The sequence below is a fragment of the Leifsonia sp. Root112D2 genome (genome assembly GCF_001424905.1).
In the GTDB taxonomy this organism is placed as follows: domain Bacteria; phylum Actinomycetota; class Actinomycetes; order Actinomycetales; family Microbacteriaceae; genus Root112D2.
Genome location: NZ_LMCU01000001.1, coordinates 1,490,985 through 1,509,307, shown reverse-complemented (window position 1 = coordinate 1,509,307; position 18,323 = coordinate 1,490,985). Strand labels below are relative to the sequence as shown.

Sequence of the window (18,323 nt, the reverse complement as noted above, 5' to 3'; positions counted from 1 at the left end):
CGCATCCGCCGGGCGAGAACCACCGCGCGGCGTAAAGTTTGAGCAGTGGGCACCAATAGGGGAGTACTCGGCACGGTCGTCGCGCTGGCCGGCACCGTCGTGGTGGGTGCCGCGGGCGCCCTCGGCATTCGGGCGGCCCAGGAGCGCATGCGGCGCAACTCCGCGATTCTCAACGAGACGCTGCCGGTCAACTCCAAGTGGTGGCGCGACTATGCCAAGCAGGAGGGTTCCCTGCTCTACGTCGCCATCGGCGACAGCGCCGCACAGGGCATCGGCGCCAGCACCCCCGCACACAGCTACGTGGGCCTCATCGCTGAGCGGATGCGCGAACTCACCGGCCAGAGCCTGCGCGTCGTCAATCTCAGCGTCTCCGGCGCCACAACGGCCCTCGCGGTCGCCGACCAGCTTCCAAAGTTTCGCAAGCTCAAGCCCGACCTGGTGACGGTAGCCATCGGGGCCAACGACATCGTGGAATTCGACGCCGCACTGTTCGAGGCGAACATCCGCGAGGTCTTCGCTACCCTGCCGAAGCACGCGATAGTCGCCGACCTGCCGTGCTTCTACCTTCCCTGGAACGAGCGCAAGGTTGCTGTGGCCAACCGCATCGTGCGCGAGGTGGCCGCCGAGCACGGTCTTGAGGTGGTGCCTCTGCATGAGACGACCAGGCGTCGCGGGTTGCGCGGCATCCTCACCGAGTTCGCCATCGATCTGTTCCACCCGAATGACGGCGGCTACCGGGTGTGGGCATCCGCATTTCTGCCCGCGGTGACCGCGTCGGTCGTTCGGCGAAAAGGCGTCAGGGCATCGACGTCCATGTCGATCCGGCCGCCAGATGAGAGAGCACCCGCGCCCACATCGGCACAATGAGCAGGTGCCCGGCATTCGGCACCGTCTCCACCTGCGCATCGGCCAGATGCCCCGCGTACCACTCGCCGTGGCGAGGCGGAACGCTCTCATCGGCCTCCCCGTAAAGCAGCAGCACCTTCGACGCCACGTCGCTCAGATCGAAGCCCCACGGCTGGGCGGCGTACGCAAGAATATCCGTCACGACACCGATCGGGCCCTGCCGGAACGCGTCGCGCACCATCACCTCGAGCCGATCCCGAGCGCCGGGCATCTCGAGTACGCCAGCGTCGGCATCCGTCGCCCCGAGTCCGACGAGTGGCACCGGCTTCTCGGGATCCTCCGACGGCATCTGCGCCGACATCCGGGTGCTGAACGTCTCGCTGAGTTGCTCGACGGCATCCTGCGCAGACAGCGTGGCCAGATGCGCGCTCAGCTCGACGAACTCGGGCGCGATCCACGACACCTCCTCGTGGGGCGCCGGCGTGCCGATGACGGCGACGCGGTCGACGATATCCGGATGCCGCGCGGCCAGCGCGAGCGCCACCCGGCCGCCGGCCGACCAGCCCGCGACCCCCACGCTGTCGAGTTGGTGCGCGTCGATGGCATGCGCAGAGTTCTCCGAGGAACGCAGGTATTCGGCGATGTCGTCGGCAGCCCCCGCAACGCTCGGCCACTGGCCCGCGGGCAGGGGATCCGATGATCCATAGCCCGGCCTGTCGATGGCAATAATGTGCTCATCGCGGTGCATGGACGCAATCGGGTCGGGGTCGAAATGCGACGAACCGGGCGCCGGATGACACAACACCAGAACCCGGGAGGCCGCCGGCTCCCCCATCGCCGTGATGCCGATCCTTCGTCCGGAATGCAGCGTGAACTGAAAGTTGGACATGGGCCCAGTGTGCTCTCGCCCTTCGAAACCCGCACGGACTTGTGGCCGAATGCTTGACCTCGGGCCGGGCAAGTGACATGCTCTAATGCTGCGCAGATCGCATCGGGGACGAGAAGGCGCTCTTTTCTCCGTTCCGGCAGGGCTCCGTCCCGGCAGGAATGTCGCACGTGCGTCATACGCTGAGCCGGTAGCACACGTCACCAGCCTCACAACTTCACCATCGTCGCCCTCCGGCTCCGGTCAGCACCGCAAACCGGGCCATCACACACCTCGAAGGACTCCCATGCTTGGAAGACTCCTCCTGCGCTACCTGAAGCCGTATCGCTGGCTGCTCGCGGCCGTTCTGCTGTTCCAGTTCGCGTCAGCCATGGCCTCCCTCTACCTGCCGAGCCTCAACGCCGACATCATCAACAAGGGCGTGTCCAAGGGCGACACCAACTACATCTGGTCGACTGGCGTGCTGATGCTCGTCATCTCGCTTGGCCAGATCACCTGCTCGATCATCGCCACCTTCTTCGCTGCCAGGGCCGCCATGCTGATGGGCCGCGACATCCGCGATGGTGTGTTCGAGCGCGTCAGCGCGTTCTCCGAGCGTGAGGTTTCGCAGTTCGGGCCCGGCTCCCTGATCACCCGCAACACCAACGACGTGCAGCAGGTACAGATGCTCGCGATGATGGGCGCCACCATGCTGGTCACCGCGCCGCTGCTGGCGATCGGCGGCATCATCATGGCGCTGCGGCAAGATATCGGTCTCAGCTGGCTCATCGCGGTGGCCGTGCCCACGCTGCTCATCATCGCCGTACTCATCATCGGGCGCATGGTGCCGCTGTTCCGCAGCTACCAGACCAAGCTCGACGCCGTGAACCGCATCATGCGCGAGCAGCTCACCGGCATCCGAGTGGTGCGCGCCTTCGTGCGTGAAGACATCGAGGCCAAACGCTTCGAGGGCGCCAACCACGACATCATGATGATCGGCCGCAAGGTCGGCGAATTGTTCGTGCTGCTCTTTCCGCTCGCGATGCTCGTGCTCAACGTCACCGTCGTCGGCGTGATCTGGTTCGGTGGCATTCGCATCGATAACGGCGACATCCAGGTCGGTACCCTGTTCGCGTTCATGGCGTACATCATGCAGATTCTCATGGGCGTGCTCATGGCGAGCTTCATGACCATGATGATTCCGCGCGCCGCCGTCAGCGCCGAGCGCATCAGCGAGGTGCTCGCGAGCGAGTCGACACTGACCCGGCCCACGGATGCGGTCACCGAGTTTCCGACGCCCGGCACCGTCGAGTTCCGCGACGCGAGCTTCACCTACCCGGGCGCCGAGCATCCGGTGCTGGGCGGGGTGACCTTCACGGCCGCTCCCGGCGAGACCGTTGCCGTCGTCGGCTCCACCGGCGCGGGCAAGACCACGCTCGTCTCGCTCATTCCTCGTCTCTTCGACGTGACGGGTGGGAGCGCGCTCGTCGGCGGGGTCGATGTGCGCCACGCCGACCTTGATGCCCTGTGGAACGGCATCGGGCTCGTTCCGCAGCGACCGTTCCTCTTTACAGGCACCGTCGCATCCAATCTGCGTTTCGGCAGGGAGAGCGCGACCGATGAGGAGCTCTGGAATGCGCTTGAAATCGCGCAGGGCCGTGACTTCGTTGCAGAGATGGAGGGCGGTCTCGACGCTCGAATCTCCCAGGGCGGCACCAACGTCTCCGGCGGCCAGCGCCAGCGCCTCGCCATCGCGCGAGCCATCGTGCACAGGCCCAGGGTTCTCGTCTTCGACGACTCGTTCTCTGCGCTCGACCTCACCACGGATGCCCGACTGCGGCAGGCGCTCTGGCGCGAACTTCCCGAGGTGACCAAGATCGTGGTCGCCCAGCGCGTCTCGACCATCGTCGACGCCGACCGCATCGTCGTGCTCGACGACGGCCGCATGGTGGGCCTCGGCACGCACGAGGAACTCCTCGAGACCTGCAAGACCTACCGCGAAATTGTCGAATCCCAGCTCGGCGTGGAGGCCCAGTCATGAGCACGAACACCTCGACCCCTGCCCCGCTCTCCGAAGAGGAACAGCTCGAACTCGAGCTTGCCGAGCAGGCCCGTCTCGGCGCCGACGACTGGTCGAGCGTCAAGCCGGGCAAGGCCCGCAACTTCGGCAAGAGCTTCGGCCGGCTGCTCGGCCTGCTGAAGCCGCATGCCGTCGCTTTCACCTTCGTCTCGCTCCTCGGCGCGATAGGAGTTGTGCTCTCCGTCATCGCGCCCAAGGTGCTCGGCGAGGCGACCAACATCATCTTCGAGGGCGTCATCTCGAGAAATCTCACCGCTGGCCTCACGCAGGCGCAAGCCGTCGCGCAGCTGCGCGCATCCGGTCAGGGGGACCTCGCCAATATCGTCTCGGCCATGCAGATTACCCCGGGCCAGGGCGTCGACTTCGTGCGCCTCACCCAGGTGCTCATCCTGGTGCTCGCGCTCTACTTCGTGGCATCCATTCTCAGCTGGGTGCAGGGCTACGTGATCAACGTGATCATGATGACCACCATGTTCAAGCTGCGTGAAGATGTCGAGACCAAGATCAACCGGCTTCCGCTCAGCTACTTCGACAAGGTGCAGCGCGGCGAGCTCATCTCCCGGGTCACCAACGACATCGACAACATCACGCAGACGATGCAGCAGTCGCTCTCGTCGGCCGTGACGAGTGTGCTCACCGTGGTGGGCGTGCTCATCATGATGTTCTCGATCTCGTGGCAACTCGCCCTCGTCGCGCTCGTGAGCCTGCCGCTCATGGCCGTGATCTTCGGCATCATCGGGCCTAAGTCGCAGAAGGCTTTCGGCATTCAGTGGCGCAAGGTGGGGCGGCTCAACGCCCGCGTCGAGGAATCGTTCTCCGGTCACGCACTCGTCAAGGTTTTCGGTCGCGAGCAGGACGCGCTCAGCAAGTTCAAGGCCGAGAACCAGGAGCTCTTCCAGGCCTCCTTCAAGGCGCAGTTTCTCTCCGGCATCATCATGCCCGGCATGATGTTCATCGGAAACCTCACGTATGTGGGCATCGCCGTGCTCGGCGGGCTCATGGTCGCGAGCGGTCAGGTGCGTCTCGGCGACGTGCAGGCGTTCATCCAGTACTCGCAGCAGTTCACCCAACCCCTCTCGGAGCTTGGCGGAATGGCGGCGGTCGTGCAGTCGGGCACAGCATCCGCGGAGCGCGTCTTCGATCTGCTCGACACCGACGAGCAGGAGCCGGATGCGACGGACGCTGCCACCCCCGTAGACGGCGACGGCACCATTGTGTTCGAGGATGTCGCGTTCTCGTACACTCCCGACCGCCCGCTCATTCGGGGCCTCAGCTTCTCTGTGGAGCCGGGGCAGACGGTGGCGATAGTGGGGCCGACGGGCGCGGGCAAGACCACACTCGTGAACCTCATCATGCGCTTCTACGAGCTGAACAGCGGACGCATTCTGCTCAACGGGCAAAGCATCGCCGATCTGCGCAGGCACGATGTGCGCTCGCGCACCGGCATGGTTCTGCAGGACCCGTGGCTGTTCGCCGGAACGATTCGCGAGAACATCCGCTATGGCCGGCAGGATGCGAGCGACGACGAGGTTCTCGAGGCGGCCAAGGCCACCTACGTCGACCGCTTCGTGCACTCACTGCCCGACGGCTACGACAGCCTGCTCGATGAGGATGCCTCCAACGTCTCGGCGGGTGAGAAGCAGCTCATCACCATCGCCCGTGCGTTCGTGGCGCGCCCGAGCGTGCTGATTCTTGACGAGGCCACCTCGTCGGTCGACACTCGAACGGAGCTGCTCCTGCAGAATGCGATGGCGGCGCTGCGGTCGGGGCGTACCTCGTTCGTTATTGCGCACCGTCTCTCCACCATCCGCGATGCCGACCTCATTCTGGTGATGGAGCACGGCGACATCGTGGAACAGGGCGCGCACGAGCAACTGATCGCCGCGCGCGGTGCGTACTGGCGCCTGTACAACTCACAGTTCGAGCAGGCTGCGACGGATATCGACGCAGAACTGGAGCAGGAACAGGGCATCGCGGCAGCAGAAGCCGACGCGATCACATCGACCGAGGAGTCTGACGCCGCGACCGTGTAGCGATCCGCCGCTGTCGGTGGCCTCGCTTACAGTGAGTAGAGATCGAGGAGGCGTGCGTGGCCAAGGCCCAGACCAACTACCGGTGCACTGAGTGTGGCTGGACAACCCCCAAGTGGGCCGGCCGCTGCGGCGAGTGCCAGGAGTGGGGCACCGTGGTGGAGAACGGCGCGAGCACCGGCATCCTGCGTGCGCTCAAGCCGGTACGCCTTGAAGAATCCCGGGCCGCGCGCCCCATCACCTCATTCACCACTGCGGATGCCGTCACCCACTGGCCCAGCGGCATCGACGAATTCGATCGGGTGCTGGGCGGAGGCATCGTGCCGGGTGCGGCCATTCTGCTCTCGGGCGAACCGGGCGTAGGCAAGTCGACCCTGCTGCTTGAGGTGGCCTCGAAGGCCGCGGCGGCCAAGTCGCGCGTGCTGTATGTGAGCGCCGAGGAATCGGTGAGCCAGGTGCACATGCGCGCCGAGCGTACGGGGGCGCTGCACGACAATCTGTTTCTCGCGGCCGAGACAGATCTGGCCACGATCCTCGCGCAGATCGATGCCACCAAGCCGCAGCTCGTCATCGTCGACTCGGTGCAGACCGTCTCGAGTTCCCTCTCGGAGGGGCTGGCGGGCCAGCCCAGCCAGGTGCGGGAGGTCGCATCCACTCTCATTCGCGTGGCCAAGGAGCGCAACCTGCCCGTGCTGCTCGTTGGCCATGTCACCAAAGACGGCTCCATCGCGGGCCCGCGCCTGCTCGAGCATCTTGTCGATGTCGTGTGCCAGTTCGAGGGTGACCGGCAGACGAGCCTGCGCTTCGTGCGCGCGCTCAAGAACCGCTTCGGGCCCACCGACGAAGTCGGCTGCTTCGAAATGACGGGTGATGGCATCGCCGAGGTCGCCGACCCGAGCGGGCTGTTCCTGAGCCGCGGCGGCACGCCCGTCTCGGGCACCTGCATCACGGTGGCCATGGAGGGGCGCCGGCCGCTGCCCGTCGAGGTGCAGGCGCTCGTGCTCCCCACCAGCGCCCCCAATCCGCGGCGCGTGACCAACGGAGTCGACTCCTCGCGCGTGGCCATGCTGCTTGCCGTGCTCGAGTCGCGCGCCGGCACCAAACTCAGCGACAAGGATGTCTACGTCTCCACCGTGGGTGGCGTGCGCCTCACCGAGCCCGGCGCGGATCTCGCGATAGCGTTGGCCATCGCATCCGCTGCCAAGGGCGAGACCATCGCGCACACCACGGTGGCGTTCGGCGAGATCAGCCTGGCCGGGGAGATCCGGCCCGTTTCCAGCGGCAAACAGCGCGCGAGCGAAGCCAGCCGCCTGGGCTTTCGCACCCGCATCGACGACCGCTCGGCGCACATCCGTGAGGCGATGGTCACCGCATTCGCGCGCGCCGACGACGAACGCGGCATTCCCGACTTCTAGGCTGGCGACGTTTAGGCTGGCGACTTTTAGGCTCGCGACTTGCGAGTCTGCGGTCGACGGCACGAGGGTACGAGGGTACGAGGGTACGAGGTTTTGCGTCGTGCCTACCGGTGGTCAACCACCGGGGCAAGGCGGGCTGCGACAAGGGTCGGGGTCTCGCCGCGCCCCGGCGGCACAGGGCGACCGTAGCCGGCCGATGCCTGCCGCATCGTCGTCAGCGTGGCCTCCCACCCGCATTCGGCGAACCACCGGCCGAGGTCGACGCCCTCGAACGAATGCCAGAGCGGATGCCGCTTCGCCCCCGCGCGCGCATCCACCGTCGACCCGAGCTCGCTTCCCGCGGCCGATGATTCGGCCAGCGTTGTGAGCAGACGCGTGCGAGCCCGCTCGTCGAAGTAGATCAGGAAGCCCTCGAGCAGCCACAGCGTCGGCTCGCCGCGCTGCCACCCGCTCGTTTCGAGCGCCGCAGTCCACGCGGGATCGAGTACATCCGCGACGATCTCCCGACGGCTGCCCACCGGCGCGAGCTCCGCGGAGAGCACCAGCGCGCGTTTCTGGGTGAAGACATCCGCCCTGTCCACCTCGAAGACGGTGGAGTCGGCGGGCAGCGCCAGCCGGAACGCGCGGGCGTCGAGACCGGCGCCCACCGTGACGAACTGGCGGATGCCGCGCCCGGCCGCCCCCAGCATGAGCTCGTCGAGAAAGCGCGTGCGCACGGCCATCCAGGCGACCAGGCCGGGGCTGAGCTTGTCCATCGACTCGACCGAGACGAACGGCGCGACCTGCCTGGCCAGAGGGTCGACGAACCAGGCATCGTCGCGTTCGCTCTCGATCGCACGTGCCAGCGCCACCGCAAACGCGGTGCGCCCAACCTTGGAGAGCCTGCCGTCAGAGAGACTTCCGTCAGAGAGCCTGCCGTCATCGCTCATGTAACGACTGTATCGCCGCCGCTGCGTTCACAACTCCTGCAGAATCTGCCTCGTGCGGCGGGCCTCTCCGCAGATACGCGGATGCGGTGGAGCGTCGCGCAAATCTGCATGAGTTATGCGCGGCGAGCTTGCAAGCGTCGCGTGTCAGTACCTCGGAAGAGTGGCGACGATACCCGCGATGGCGTCGGCCACCTTCACCCCTGCGACGATGACGCCAAGTATCACCACGCCGATGAGCACCCAGATCGGCGCGAGGCCATGACCGGCGCGTCGGCGCACGATGACCGAGCGGCCGATCACGTACACCGTTGCGCTGAGGAACGACCAGGCCCAGTGGAACGGCGCCACGAATCCGGCGCGAGTGAGGGCACGCCAATCGAAGTAGGCAAGCACCACGGTACCGGCGTAGACCGCCCAGCCCAGCACCATGATGAGCAGGTACATCGGATCGAACAGCATCGACATGCCGGCCATCGACGACGAAGCCTGGCCGTCGAGCTGTATCGACCGCAGCATGTAGCCACGGATGTCGAAGAAGCCCAGGGCGATGATCGAGAGTACGGGCAGCAGCACGATCGCCCAGATGAAGCCGGTGTAGACCGGAGTTCCGGCGGCCACCTTCGAAGGCGCAACGGGCGGCACGACCCCCGAGGCATAAGCGGGCGCAGCGGATGCGAGCGGTGTTGTTGCGGTGGACGTCCCGGTGACGGGTGCAGCAGCATCCGCCCTCGCACGCAGATGCTGTGTCCACTGCGTGCCGTCCCACCAGCGCAGCTGCGATGATCCAGCGGGGTCGTCGTACCAGCCGGGCGGTGGCGTCTGTGCAGTCGGGTCGGTCACGCTATCTCCTGACGGTGCTGGTCACACGTGCGGCGTTGGTCACGCCTCGGGCACGCCTCGTTCACACCTTACGGCGCTCAGTTCAGGGCGAACTGTTTCGTGGTCTTCGAGACGATGCCGTTCACCGAGGTCTGCAGATGATACGAGGCACCGGCCGCCGGAACCTGTGTGCGCGTCTCCGTGCATGTCGACTTGTCCGAACGGGTGCGATCCCAAGCGATGGGTGTCGAGGTGACCGTCTTGTTCGGCGCCAGCAAAATCTCCGTGTTCACCGGCTTGGTCTGGCAGTCGGTGGAGATCCAGTACTGTTCAGAGCCACTCGTGATCGTGTACACCTGCTTGGCCGTGCCCGCATTGATCGTGCAGGACTTCGGCCCCGTGTTCGTCAACGAGAGCGAGAGCAGCGGATGCTGGTCAGCGGCATAGCTGGTCGAATCCGTCAGCGCCTCTACCGTGACGTTCGCGGTCTTGCAGGGCGCGCCCTCGGCGGTAGTGGCATCCGTCGGTATCACGGTGCTCGGGGGCGAGGAGGTCTTGGGTGTTGTCGTGGTGCTCGGCGGCGGGGTCTTCGCGGTGTCGGCCTTGCCCGCACCGGGGCGCACGACAATGAGCACGATGACGACTATCACGGCCACGACGCCGAGAATCACCAGCAGCCGCCGTCGCCAGTAGACCTTGCCCGATTGCGGGCCGACGGGGTGCTTGAACGTCGACATGCCCTCAGAGTATCGGCGCGCAGAGACGACGCCCGGCATTGCGACGGAGCGTCACCTGCTTAGGGCGTGTTGAGGGGCGCGTGCTGGTCGAGGTGCTTGATCATACGCGTGTTGCCGAGGGTGTTGGGCTTGACCCGGGCCAGGTCGAGAAACTCGGCGACCCCTTCGTCGGGAGAGCGCAGCAGCTCGGAATACAGTTCGGGATCGACGGTGACGTCACCCATGTCTTCAAAGCCGTTGCGCTGGAAGAACTCCAACTCGAAGGTGAGGCAGAACAGGCGGCTGAGCCCGAGTTGGAGCGCATCGGATTCGAGCCTCTCGAGCAGCGCGTGTCCCACACCCTTGCGCAGCCAGTCGTGCGCCACGGCGAGGGTGCGCACCTCGCCGAGGTCGCTCCACATGACGTGCAGGGCGCCGCATCCGATGAGTTCGCCGCTCGGGGTCTCGGCGACACGAAACTCCTGCACCGCCTCGTAGAAGACCACCGTCTCTTTGCCGAGCAGGATACGTCGCTGCACGAGCGGTTCCACGAGTTCTTTGATGGCCGCAACGTCACCGGTACGTGCACGCCTGATCACGAAGGGGTCTCTGCTCACCCCTCAAGTCTACGGATGCCGCCGCCGGCGCCCGCGCCGCGCCCGTCCTGTTCCCGTTCTCGTGCCCCGTTTCCGTCCTGCTCCCGCAGACCGGACTTTTGGCGCCATACCGGAAGAATCGATCGAGACATCCGGTCTGCCGCCAAAAGTCCGGCGCAGCGCAACAGCCGCCGTCGGTCGACGGGCCCTGCCCTCGGCCTGCCGTCTCGGGCCTCCAACTCCTCCACAGGCACCGCTCGCTGACAACTATCCACAGATTCGCTTCCGCTGCTCCATGCGCAACTCTTCTCACGGCATCCTCGTGGCATGTACGTCGAATCAATCGTTCGCTCACATGGCGGCATCATGCACCGCACGACGCTTCGCAACCTCGGCGTCACGCCATACCGCGTGCGCAAGGAGATCGACGCGGGTCTTTTGCAACGGGTTGATCGCCATCGTGTTGCGGTAAACGGATGCGACACAGCACTGCTGCGCGCGGCGCGGCTCGGTGGGCGCCTCAGCTGCGTCTCGGCTGCACGCTTTCGCGGACTATGGGCCCTGGACGACGAACGCCTGCATGTTTCGGTGCCGCGTACATTCTCGGCGCCGGTGACAGATCGCGCCGCCCCGCTTCCGTTGCTGCACTGGGGGCGCGGACCGGCGCCTGTGCACCTCACCGACACGATCGAACCGTTGGCGAACATGCTTCTGCACATCGCCCAGTGCCAGCCGCATGAGCTTGCGGTCGCGATCATCGATTCCGGCATCAACAAGCGGATGCTTGATCTCGCCGAACTGAAGCGCCTCGCACGTTCCGTGGGCGGGCGGCTGCAGGCCGTCATCGAGGACTGCGACGGCGGAGCCGATTCCGGTATCGAAACAGTCATCCGAGTTCGACTGGGGCAACGCGGCATCGCACTGCGCATTCAGATCGTCATCGACGGGCATCCGGTGGACGGACTCATCGGCGATCGGCTGGTCATTCAAGCGGATGGGTATGGTCCCCACTCCACGTCGTCGCAGCGCTCGAGAGATCTCATGCAGGACGCCCGGCTGGCTCTGCGGGGCTACACGGTGCTGCGCTTCACCTACGCGCAGATCCTCTACGACTGGTCATACGTGGAAGCGCAGATCCTGGCCGCGATGTCGCAGGGCCTCCACCTGTGGGAGCGTCACTAACCATCATCGCCAGCGTCACTGAGGCCACCCCGCGCGCCGCGCCATTCACGCTGGATCGGACTTTTGACGGCAAACCGGAAGAACTGGCCGAAGCATCCGGTTTGCCGTCAAAAGTCCGGTCCAGCACGTCATCCGGCAATGGATGCCCGCCCCAAACGGCGGTCCCGGCTCGTCGACGCGGTCCCAGCTGACACACGCGGACGCGAAAAAGCGGGGCCGACCCGAAGGTCGGCCCCGCTCTGTGCAATAATTTCGCGCGGTCTAGCCGGCGGCGTGATTCTCGCCCGTGATGGCGAGATCGGGCGTCACCGAACCCGCGCCGATCGTCGTGCCGGTGTTCACTCCGACGCTCACGGGTTCCTCGTGCTTCGTCGTCGTGAAGACGAACTCGCCGGCCACGAAGTCCACGTGCACGTGGTCGCCCGCGTTCAGCTCGCCCTGCAGAATCTTCTCACTGAGCGAATCCTCCACCTCACGTTGCACGGCGCGACGCAACGGACGCGCACCCAACGTGGGATCGAATCCGACCTCGATCAGGTGCTCCTTCGCGGCGACCGTGAGCTCCACGGTCATGTCGCGGTCAAGCATCCGCTCGCTGAGGCGCTTGATGAAGAGATCCACGATCTGCAGCAGTTCCGGCTTGGAGAGCTGCGGGAAGACGATTGTCTCGTCGACGCGGTTCAGGAACTCCGGCTTGAACTGCTTCTTCAGCTCCTCCACGACCTTGCCACGCATGCGGTCGTAACCGGTCTGCGTGTCGCCCTCGATCTGGAAGCCGACGGGGCCGCCGGTGATGTCCTTGGTGCCGAGGTTGGTGGTCATGATGATCACGGTGTTCTTGAAGTCGACGACGCGCCCCTGGCCATCCGTCAGACGCCCCTCCTCCAGAATCTGGAGCAGCGAGTTGAAGATGTCGGGGTGTGCCTTCTCGATCTCGTCGAACAGCACGACGCTGAACGGCTTGCGGCGCACCTTCTCGGTGAGCTGGCCGCCCTCTTCGAAGCCGACGAAGCCCGGAGGGGCACCGAACAGCCGCGAGACGGTGTGCTTCTCGCCGTACTCACTCATGTCAAGCGAGATCATGGCGTTCTCGTCATCGAACAGGAACTCGGCGAGCGCCTTGGCCAACTCGGTCTTACCGACACCGGTGGGGCCGGCGAAGATGAACGAGCCGGATGGGCGGTGCGGGTCCTTCAAGCCGGCACGCGTACGGCGAATGGTGCGGGAGAGCGCCTTGATGGCTTCCTCCTGGCCGATGACGCGCTGGTGCAGCGCCTTCTCCATGAACACGAGGCGAGCGGACTCTTCCTCGGTGAGCTTGAAGACGGGGATGCCCGTGGCCTGCGCGAGCACCTCGGCGATGAGTCCCTCATCCACCTCGGCGGTCGTCTGCACGTTGCCGCTCCTCCACTGCTTCTCGAGGCGCAGTCGCTCGCCGAGGAGGTTCTTCTCCTCGTCGCGCAGACTCGCGGCCTTCTCGAAGTCCTGATCCTCGATCGCGGCCTCCTTGCGACCACGAACGGCGGAGATCTTGTCGTCGAACTCGCGCAGCTCCGGCGGGGCCGACAGGATCGACAGGCGCAGGCGGGCGCCAGCCTCGTCGATCAGGTCGATGGCCTTGTCGGGCAGGAAGCGGTCGCTCACGTAACGGTCGGCGAGGTTCGCCGCGGCCACGATCGCGCCATCCGTGATGGAGACCTTGTGGTGTGCCTCATAGCGATCGCGCAGCCCCTTGAGGATGTTGATCGTGTGGGGCAGCGTGGGCTCGGCGACCTGGATCGGCTGGAAGCGGCGCTCGAGCGCGGCATCCTTCTCGAAGTGCTTGCGGTACTCGTCGATCGTGGTCGCACCGATGGTCTGCAGCTCACCGCGAGCGAGCAGCGGCTTCAGGATGCTTGCAGCGTCGATAGCGCCCTCGGCGGCTCCGGCCCCGACGAGGGTGTGGATCTCGTCGATGAACGTGATGATGTCGCCACGGGTACGGATCTCCTTGGTCACCTTCTTGAGGCGCTCCTCGAAGTCACCGCGGTAGCGGCTGCCGGCGATGAGCGAGCCGAGGTCGAGCGTGTAGAGCTGCTTGTCCTTCAGCGTTTCGGGAACGTCGCCGCGCACGATGGCCTGGGCGAGGCCCTCGACGACGGCGGTCTTGCCGACGCCGGGCTCACCGATCAGCACGGGGTTGTTCTTGGAGCGACGCGAGAGAATCTGCATGACCCGCTCGATCTCTTTCTCGCGCCCGATCACCGGGTCGAGCTTGTTGTCACGCGCAGCCTGGGTGAGGTTGCGACCGAACTGGTCGAGAATCTGACTGCCGGCCTGGGCAGTGGTCTGGTCGTTTCCGCCGACCTGCACCTGCTCCTTGCCCTGATAGCCGCTCAGCAGCTGGATGACCTGCTGGCGCACCCGGTTGAGGTCCGCACCGAGCTTGACGAGCACCTGGGCTGCGACACCTTCGCCCTCGCGAATGAGGCCGAGCAGAATGTGCTCGGTGCCGATGTAGTTGTGGCCGAGCTGCAGCGCCTCGCGCAGGCTCAGCTCGAGCACCTTCTTGGCACGCGGGGTGAAGGGAATGTGACCGGTGGGCTGCTGTTGGCCCTGGCCGATGATGTCCTGCACCTGCTCGCGCACGGCATCCAGTGAGATGCCGAGCGACTCGAGCGACTTGGCGGCAACACCCTCACCCTCGTGGATGAGGCCGAGCAGAATGTGCTCGGTGCCGATGTAGTTGTGGTTGAGCATCTTGGCCTCTTCCTGGGCCAAAACAACGACGCGACGGGCTCGGTCGGTAAATCTCTCAAACATGCTGACTCCTTAGGCACCGCGCAGGAATTGGTGCCGGTACATCGAGAGTAACCAGCGAGCGGGTGGTTTACTGCCCCTGTTCGCCGTAGGCGTGACGGGGTGGGCTGCGAAGCCGGCAAGGTCGCTTCGTCGAGAGTGCCAGTTCGTGCCGAGATCGGCCGGTGGAACACCTGCTCTCGGCATGAACTGGCACTCTCGTCCCCGACGGAGGCGCACGCGCCCGACGCAGCCACGAGCAGCGGCAGTACCGGATGCTTGACACGGTTTCGCGGCATCCGCTACTTTATCGATATTCGTTGTTATCGACAATCGTTAAGGCAGACATGAGCCGCCGCCGTTTTCCCCGCATCGCACCAATCGACCTGACCGGGCCGGATGCACCCGCTTCACTCACCGAGGCCGGGATTTCCAACCGTGCCCCTCAAGCCGACAAGTGGGACGGCCCCGACGATCGACACGGTGCGGCCTCACACTGGCCGAATCGCGGAAATCTCGCCACGATCTCGTTCGCGGCATTCATCGCCGGTGCTGTCACGATCGGCTCCTCTGCAGTACGCATCGCCGAGACGTTCGGTGAGCGGGTGCAGGTGACGCTGGCGGCGAATTCCGCGGTGCCGACGGATTCCGCATCCGGGCCCGCGTCTATTGTCTCCGGCACCCACCCGACCGCAGCGCTCATTGTCACAGGCTTGAGCCCCGGGCCCCGGCTGTTGCTCGCTGGAGGCATCCTGGTCATGGCTCTCACCGTGGTCGTGGTCGCGGCCGCCATTATGTATCTCTGTTTTCGACTCGGACAGGGTGCACCGTTCGCCGCCGCCCTCACGCGCATGCTCTCGATCAGCGCGTGGGCGCTTATTCTCGGAGGCTTGGGTGGGCAGCTACTGACCGGCTTCGGAGGCTGGATGGTTGCTTCCGAGCTCAACGCGGATCCGCCTCGATCTGAGTTTCCGTTCGCCGCCAGCCTTGATGCCTGGCCGTTCTTCGCTGGCATCGCCCTGCGGCTGATCGTTGCCGCCTTCCGGGCCGGCGAGCGCCTGCAGCACGAGACGGCTCGCGCCAAACGTCTCGCCGAACGCCTGCGCCGGGACACGGAGGGGCTTGTCTGATGCACACTGGCTCCTCATTCACCCGTCGATCGACGCGAGAATTCGCTCGGATGCGACGCCGCACCTTCGCGCCGGCTCCCGAGGTCACCCGCGGTCGAGGACTGCTGCGCACTACCGGAGTCATCGCGGTCATCTATGCGCTTGCCGACGTCATAGGAATGCTCGCGCAGGTCATCGGAAAGCTTGCCGGGGCAAGCGTGGAAGTCGCCATGCCCGTGGCGACCTTTTGGCCATCGCTCAAGCCATCCGTCGTCATCGAACAGGGGCCAACGGCAAGCGTGGCAGGCGGCGGCTTCGACAACGCAACAGTGTCGGTGAAGGGTCTCGACTTCGCAGCGCGAGCTTGGCTGGCCGGCGGCGACGCTTTGATCGGCGCCACCTTCCTGGCCATCGCGATCGTGATAGCGATGCTCTGCTTCGAACTGCTCGGCGGCAAACCGTTCGGCGGAATCCTGCCGCGGATCATGTCCATCGCCGCCACCGCAATCCTCATCGGCGGGCTCGGCTGGCAGGTCTGCTACGCGATCGGCGGCAACATGGCCTCGCAGCAGGTGCTGACCGTCACCGGGTGGTCTATCGCCGACAAGGATGTCGCGGCCGGAGTCTCGGAGACCGGCTGGCCGGCCCCGACGCAAGACTTCACCGTCAGCCTCTGGCCCGTGCTGATCGCGCTTGCCCTCGCTGCCGTGGGCATCGCGTTCCGGTACGGCGGTCAGGTGCAGCGGGACAGGGAGCGGGCTCAGCTCGTTGCCGAGCGCCTGCGCCGCGACACTGAGGGTCTCGTTTAGTGGTGAGCGGGGCAGTCGAGCCGGGCAGCGGCATCCGGTGTCGGCTCGACGAGTTGCTCGACGAGCGCGAGATGACGCTCACCGAGTTGAGCCGCCGTGTCGGGGTGAGCATCGTCAACCTGTCTGTGCTGAAGAACGACCGTGCGAAGGCGATTCGATTCTCAACGCTCGAGGCCATCTGCGCCGCGCTCGACTGCGAGGTGGGCGAACTGCTCGTCACCACGACGGATGCGACGCATCGCGCCCCGTGAGCGCCAACCCGGCGCGGAATAGGATGCCGCCATGAGCAATCTCGAGACCGACCCCGCCGAGGTGGTCGCCGATTGCACGGCGCCGCCCCCGGCCACAGGCGCGGACGCGCAGGCGGACACAGTCGGAGCCGAGAGCGCTCCCGCGCATCCGCCGATCGAGATTCTGCAGCCTCGCGACGTGCCGCTCGGCGGCCCCCGCGCCATGACCGTGCGGCGAACGCTGCCCCAGCGCGAGCGCTCCACGATCGGTGCCTGGTGCTTTCTCGACCACTACGGGCCGGACGACGTCTCGGCGACCGGCGGCATGCGCGTGCCGCCGCATCCGCACACCGGCCTGCAGACGGTGAGCTGGCTGTTCGCCGGCGAGATCGAGCACCGCGACAGCGTGGGAAGCCACGCGATGGTGCGACCGGGCGAGCTCAACCTCATGACCGCCGGGCGCGGCATCAGCCACTCCGAGGTTTCAACGCCCGCGACGACGGCGCTGCACGGCGTTCAACTCTGGGTTGCGCTGCCCGATGAGGCGCGTTCCATGCAGCCGTTCTTCGAGCACTACGAGTCGCCCGTTCTGCATCGTGACGGTGCGCAGATTCGCGTCTTCATGGGCGAGCTGGCCGGCCAAAGCACCGATGTTGCGATCTTCAGCCCACTCGTCGCGGCCCAACTCGACCTCGAGCCCGGAGCGCAACTCAGCCTCGATCTCAACCCGGCATTCGAGCACGGCGTGCTCGTCGACGCTGGACCGGTTACGGTCGGCGACGCCGCCGTGCAGGCATCCGAACTCGCGTATCTGAGCCCCGGTCGCACCGAAATCACGCTGACAACGGATGCCACAGCTCGCGTCATTCTCATCGGTGGCACACCACTCGGCGAACAGCTGATCATGTGGTGGAATTTCGTGGGTCGCAGCCACGACGAAGTCGTCGGATTTCGCGAGGCGTGGCAGCGCGACGTCATCGACGAAGTGGATGCGAGCGGCCGGTTCGGCCACGTCGCCGACTACGACGGCACCCCACTCCCCGCACCGGCGCTGCCGAACGTGCGCCTGCGCCCCCGCCGCTGAGCACACTGCACATCCGCTGGCTCGAAGAGTTCTGCACAGTTTCTCCTTCCGCCGCTCCCAGCCTCGGTCGTGCGCGACAGACTGGTGAGGAACACGCGAATGCATGCAGGTCATTGTTATATGCATGCATTCGCGCGTAGAATCGGATCATGAGAGCGGCAATACAAGTGCGAAACCTCGACCCTGAGGTGCAAGTCACCCTGAAGACCGTGGCGGCCCGCAAAGGCCTGTCATTTTCTGAGTACTTGCGCCGAACGCTCACGGAGGTTGCCGAACGTGAGCGTCTGCGGGAGCGGTGGGAGCGTCGAGTGGCAGAACATACAGAGGAGACAGCACAGCTGCGCGATGCAGAGTCACGGGCATGGAAACCTCTCGGCGTTGATCGCGAGACGATTCTCGACGTCATTCGCGAGGGTCGAGAAGAACGGTGAGTCGGGTGATCGACAGCGGCGCTCTTGTGGAACTACTCGTACGGCACGGCCCGGAGGGCACAGTCACGCACCCAGAGATCGCCGGTCATGAGTTGCACGCACCTCATTTGATCGACCCCGAATTCCTCAATGCCACTCGCAAGATGCTTACTCGATCTGCCATCAGCCTGACCGAGGCCGACGAGCTCCGCATGAGCTATGCACGCATTGACATCACGAGGTACGCGCATGACGCTCTGGCCAACCGTGCATGGAGCCTGCGTGACAACATCAGCCCATACGACGCGATGTATGTCGCACTCGCCGCCACCCTGCAGGTCGGGCTCATCACCGCCGACCGCCGGCTCGCCCGCGCGGCCGAGCCGCACTGCGAGGTTTATCTGCTGCGCTGAGTGCCGGCGTTC

The 18,323-nt window shown here is 65.6% G+C and carries 17 protein-coding genes; 11 read left to right on the top strand and 6 right to left on the bottom strand.

Translation table 11 applies throughout. The features are described from left to right. Positions 1-45: 45 nt before the first annotated feature. A complete protein-coding gene (locus tag ASC63_RS06930) occupies positions 46-867 on the top strand; it encodes an SGNH/GDSL hydrolase family protein (RefSeq protein WP_235491957.1) in 822 nt (273 codons plus the stop codon). Here ASC63_RS06930 and ASC63_RS06925 read toward each other — a convergent pair. Continuing rightward, positions 797-1,735 carry an alpha/beta fold hydrolase gene (locus tag ASC63_RS06925; RefSeq protein ID WP_055811159.1) on the bottom strand — a complete coding sequence of 313 codons (939 nt, stop codon included), beginning with the start codon at positions 1,733-1,735 and terminating at the stop codon, positions 797-799. The two genes, ASC63_RS06930 and ASC63_RS06925, sit on opposite strands and share 71 nt — an antisense overlap. 283 nt (positions 1,736-2,018) lie before the next feature. On the opposite strand from ASC63_RS06925, the gene ASC63_RS06920 reads away from it, so the two are divergent. The 3 genes from ASC63_RS06920 to radA are packed head-to-tail and all read left to right on the top strand — an operon-like array spanning position 2,019 to position 7,236. Beyond that, positions 2,019-3,752: an ABC transporter ATP-binding protein gene (locus ASC63_RS06920; RefSeq protein ID WP_055811156.1), complete on the top strand. Its 1,734-nt coding sequence runs from the start codon at positions 2,019-2,021 to the stop codon at positions 3,750-3,752. Next, the gene (locus ASC63_RS06915; protein WP_055811153.1) at positions 3,749-5,824 is read left to right on the top strand and encodes an ABC transporter ATP-binding protein; all 2,076 of its coding nucleotides are present in this window, start codon (positions 3,749-3,751) and stop codon (positions 5,822-5,824) included. Before ASC63_RS06920 ends, ASC63_RS06915 begins: the two co-directional genes overlap by 4 nt. Positions 5,825-5,880: 56 nt before the next feature. Beyond that, a complete protein-coding gene (gene radA, locus ASC63_RS06910; protein ID WP_055811150.1) occupies positions 5,881-7,236 on the top strand; it encodes a DNA repair protein RadA in 1,356 nt (451 codons plus the stop codon). A 104-nt stretch (positions 7,237-7,340) separates the two neighbouring features. On the opposite strand, the gene ASC63_RS06905 is transcribed toward radA, so the two are convergent. The 4 genes from ASC63_RS06905 to ASC63_RS06890 form a co-directional block, all read right to left on the bottom strand. After that, positions 7,341-8,165 carry an SAM-dependent methyltransferase gene (locus ASC63_RS06905; protein WP_055811147.1) on the bottom strand — a complete coding sequence of 275 codons (825 nt, stop codon included), beginning with the start codon at positions 8,163-8,165 and terminating at the stop codon, positions 7,341-7,343. 144 nt (positions 8,166-8,309) lie between these two features. Further along, positions 8,310-9,005, bottom strand: a complete 696-nt coding sequence (locus tag ASC63_RS06900; RefSeq protein WP_055811144.1) for a DUF2510 domain-containing protein — start codon at positions 9,003-9,005, stop codon at positions 8,310-8,312. A gap of 77 nt (positions 9,006-9,082) precedes the next feature. Beyond that, the gene (locus ASC63_RS06895; RefSeq protein ID WP_055811141.1) at positions 9,083-9,721 is read right to left on the bottom strand and encodes a hypothetical protein; all 639 of its coding nucleotides are present in this window, start codon (positions 9,719-9,721) and stop codon (positions 9,083-9,085) included. A 59-nt stretch (positions 9,722-9,780) separates the two neighbouring features. Beyond that, positions 9,781-10,317 carry an amino-acid N-acetyltransferase gene (locus tag ASC63_RS06890; protein ID WP_055811138.1) on the bottom strand — a complete coding sequence of 179 codons (537 nt, stop codon included), beginning with the start codon at positions 10,315-10,317 and terminating at the stop codon, positions 9,781-9,783. 306 nt (positions 10,318-10,623) lie between these two features. Here ASC63_RS06890 and ASC63_RS06885 point away from each other — a divergent pair, with 306 nt between their 5' ends. After that, positions 10,624-11,478: an endonuclease domain-containing protein gene (locus ASC63_RS06885; protein WP_055811135.1), complete on the top strand. Its 855-nt coding sequence runs from the start codon at positions 10,624-10,626 to the stop codon at positions 11,476-11,478. 261 nt (positions 11,479-11,739) lie between these two features. On the opposite strand, the gene ASC63_RS06880 is transcribed toward ASC63_RS06885, so the two are convergent. Then, entirely contained in the window at positions 11,740-14,280 is a 2,541-nt protein-coding gene (locus ASC63_RS06880; RefSeq protein WP_055811133.1) for an ATP-dependent Clp protease ATP-binding subunit, read from the bottom strand. Positions 14,281-14,603: 323 nt separating this feature from the next. Here ASC63_RS06880 and ASC63_RS06875 point away from each other — a divergent pair, with 323 nt between their 5' ends. The 6 genes from ASC63_RS06875 to ASC63_RS06850 all read left to right on the top strand — a co-directional run bounded on the left by ASC63_RS06875 (position 14,604) and on the right by ASC63_RS06850 (position 18,311). After that, positions 14,604-15,386: a hypothetical protein gene (locus tag ASC63_RS06875; protein ID WP_055811131.1), complete on the top strand. Its 783-nt coding sequence runs from the start codon at positions 14,604-14,606 to the stop codon at positions 15,384-15,386. A gap of 50 nt (positions 15,387-15,436) precedes the next feature. Next, entirely contained in the window at positions 15,437-16,174 is a 738-nt protein-coding gene (locus ASC63_RS06870) for a hypothetical protein (protein ID WP_055811128.1), read from the top strand. A gap of 2 nt (positions 16,175-16,176) precedes the next feature. Then, the gene (locus ASC63_RS06865; RefSeq protein WP_055815093.1) at positions 16,177-16,425 is read left to right on the top strand and encodes a helix-turn-helix domain-containing protein; all 249 of its coding nucleotides are present in this window, start codon (positions 16,177-16,179) and stop codon (positions 16,423-16,425) included. Between the two features lie 31 nt (positions 16,426-16,456). Further along, positions 16,457-17,488 (top strand): pirin family protein, encoded by a 1,032-nt coding sequence (locus ASC63_RS06860; protein ID WP_055811126.1) that lies wholly within the window; start codon positions 16,457-16,459, stop codon positions 17,486-17,488. A gap of 149 nt (positions 17,489-17,637) precedes the next feature. After that, positions 17,638-17,919, top strand: coding sequence for a FitA-like ribbon-helix-helix domain-containing protein (locus tag ASC63_RS06855; protein ID WP_157487607.1), 282 nt, complete (start codon positions 17,638-17,640; stop codon positions 17,917-17,919). Further along, positions 17,916-18,311 carry a type II toxin-antitoxin system VapC family toxin gene (locus ASC63_RS06850; RefSeq protein WP_055811120.1) on the top strand — a complete coding sequence of 132 codons (396 nt, stop codon included), beginning with the start codon at positions 17,916-17,918 and terminating at the stop codon, positions 18,309-18,311. The genes ASC63_RS06855 and ASC63_RS06850 overlap by 4 nt, the downstream gene beginning before the upstream one ends. The last annotated feature ends 12 nt before the right edge of the window (positions 18,312-18,323 follow it).

Excerpts from the sequence above, each read along its gene's own strand:
- ASC63_RS06925 (WP_055811159.1), bottom strand. The coding sequence starts at position 1,735 with ATGTCCAACTTTCAGTTCACGCTGCATTCCGGACGAAGGATCGGCATC.
- ASC63_RS06870 (WP_055811128.1), top strand. The coding sequence starts at position 15,437 with ATGCGACGCCGCACCTTCGCGCCGGCTCCCGAGGTCACCCGCGGTCGA.
- ASC63_RS06880 (WP_055811133.1), bottom strand. The coding sequence starts at position 14,280 with ATGTTTGAGAGATTTACCGACCGAGCCCGTCGCGTCGTTGTTTTGGCC.
- ASC63_RS06875 (WP_055811131.1), top strand. The coding sequence starts at position 14,604 with ATGAGCCGCCGCCGTTTTCCCCGCATCGCACCAATCGACCTGACCGGG.
- ASC63_RS06860 (WP_055811126.1), top strand. The coding sequence starts at position 16,457 with ATGAGCAATCTCGAGACCGACCCCGCCGAGGTGGTCGCCGATTGCACG.
- ASC63_RS06915 (WP_055811153.1), top strand. The coding sequence starts at position 3,749 with ATGAGCACGAACACCTCGACCCCTGCCCCGCTCTCCGAAGAGGAACAG.
- ASC63_RS06895 (WP_055811141.1), bottom strand. The coding sequence starts at position 9,721 with ATGTCGACGTTCAAGCACCCCGTCGGCCCGCAATCGGGCAAGGTCTAC.
- ASC63_RS06905 (WP_055811147.1), bottom strand. The coding sequence starts at position 8,165 with ATGAGCGATGACGGCAGGCTCTCTGACGGAAGTCTCTCTGACGGCAGG.
- ASC63_RS06885 (WP_055811135.1), top strand. The coding sequence starts at position 10,624 with ATGTACGTCGAATCAATCGTTCGCTCACATGGCGGCATCATGCACCGC.
- ASC63_RS06920 (WP_055811156.1), top strand. The coding sequence starts at position 2,019 with ATGCTTGGAAGACTCCTCCTGCGCTACCTGAAGCCGTATCGCTGGCTG.
- ASC63_RS06855 (WP_157487607.1), top strand. The coding sequence starts at position 17,638 with ATGAGAGCGGCAATACAAGTGCGAAACCTCGACCCTGAGGTGCAAGTC.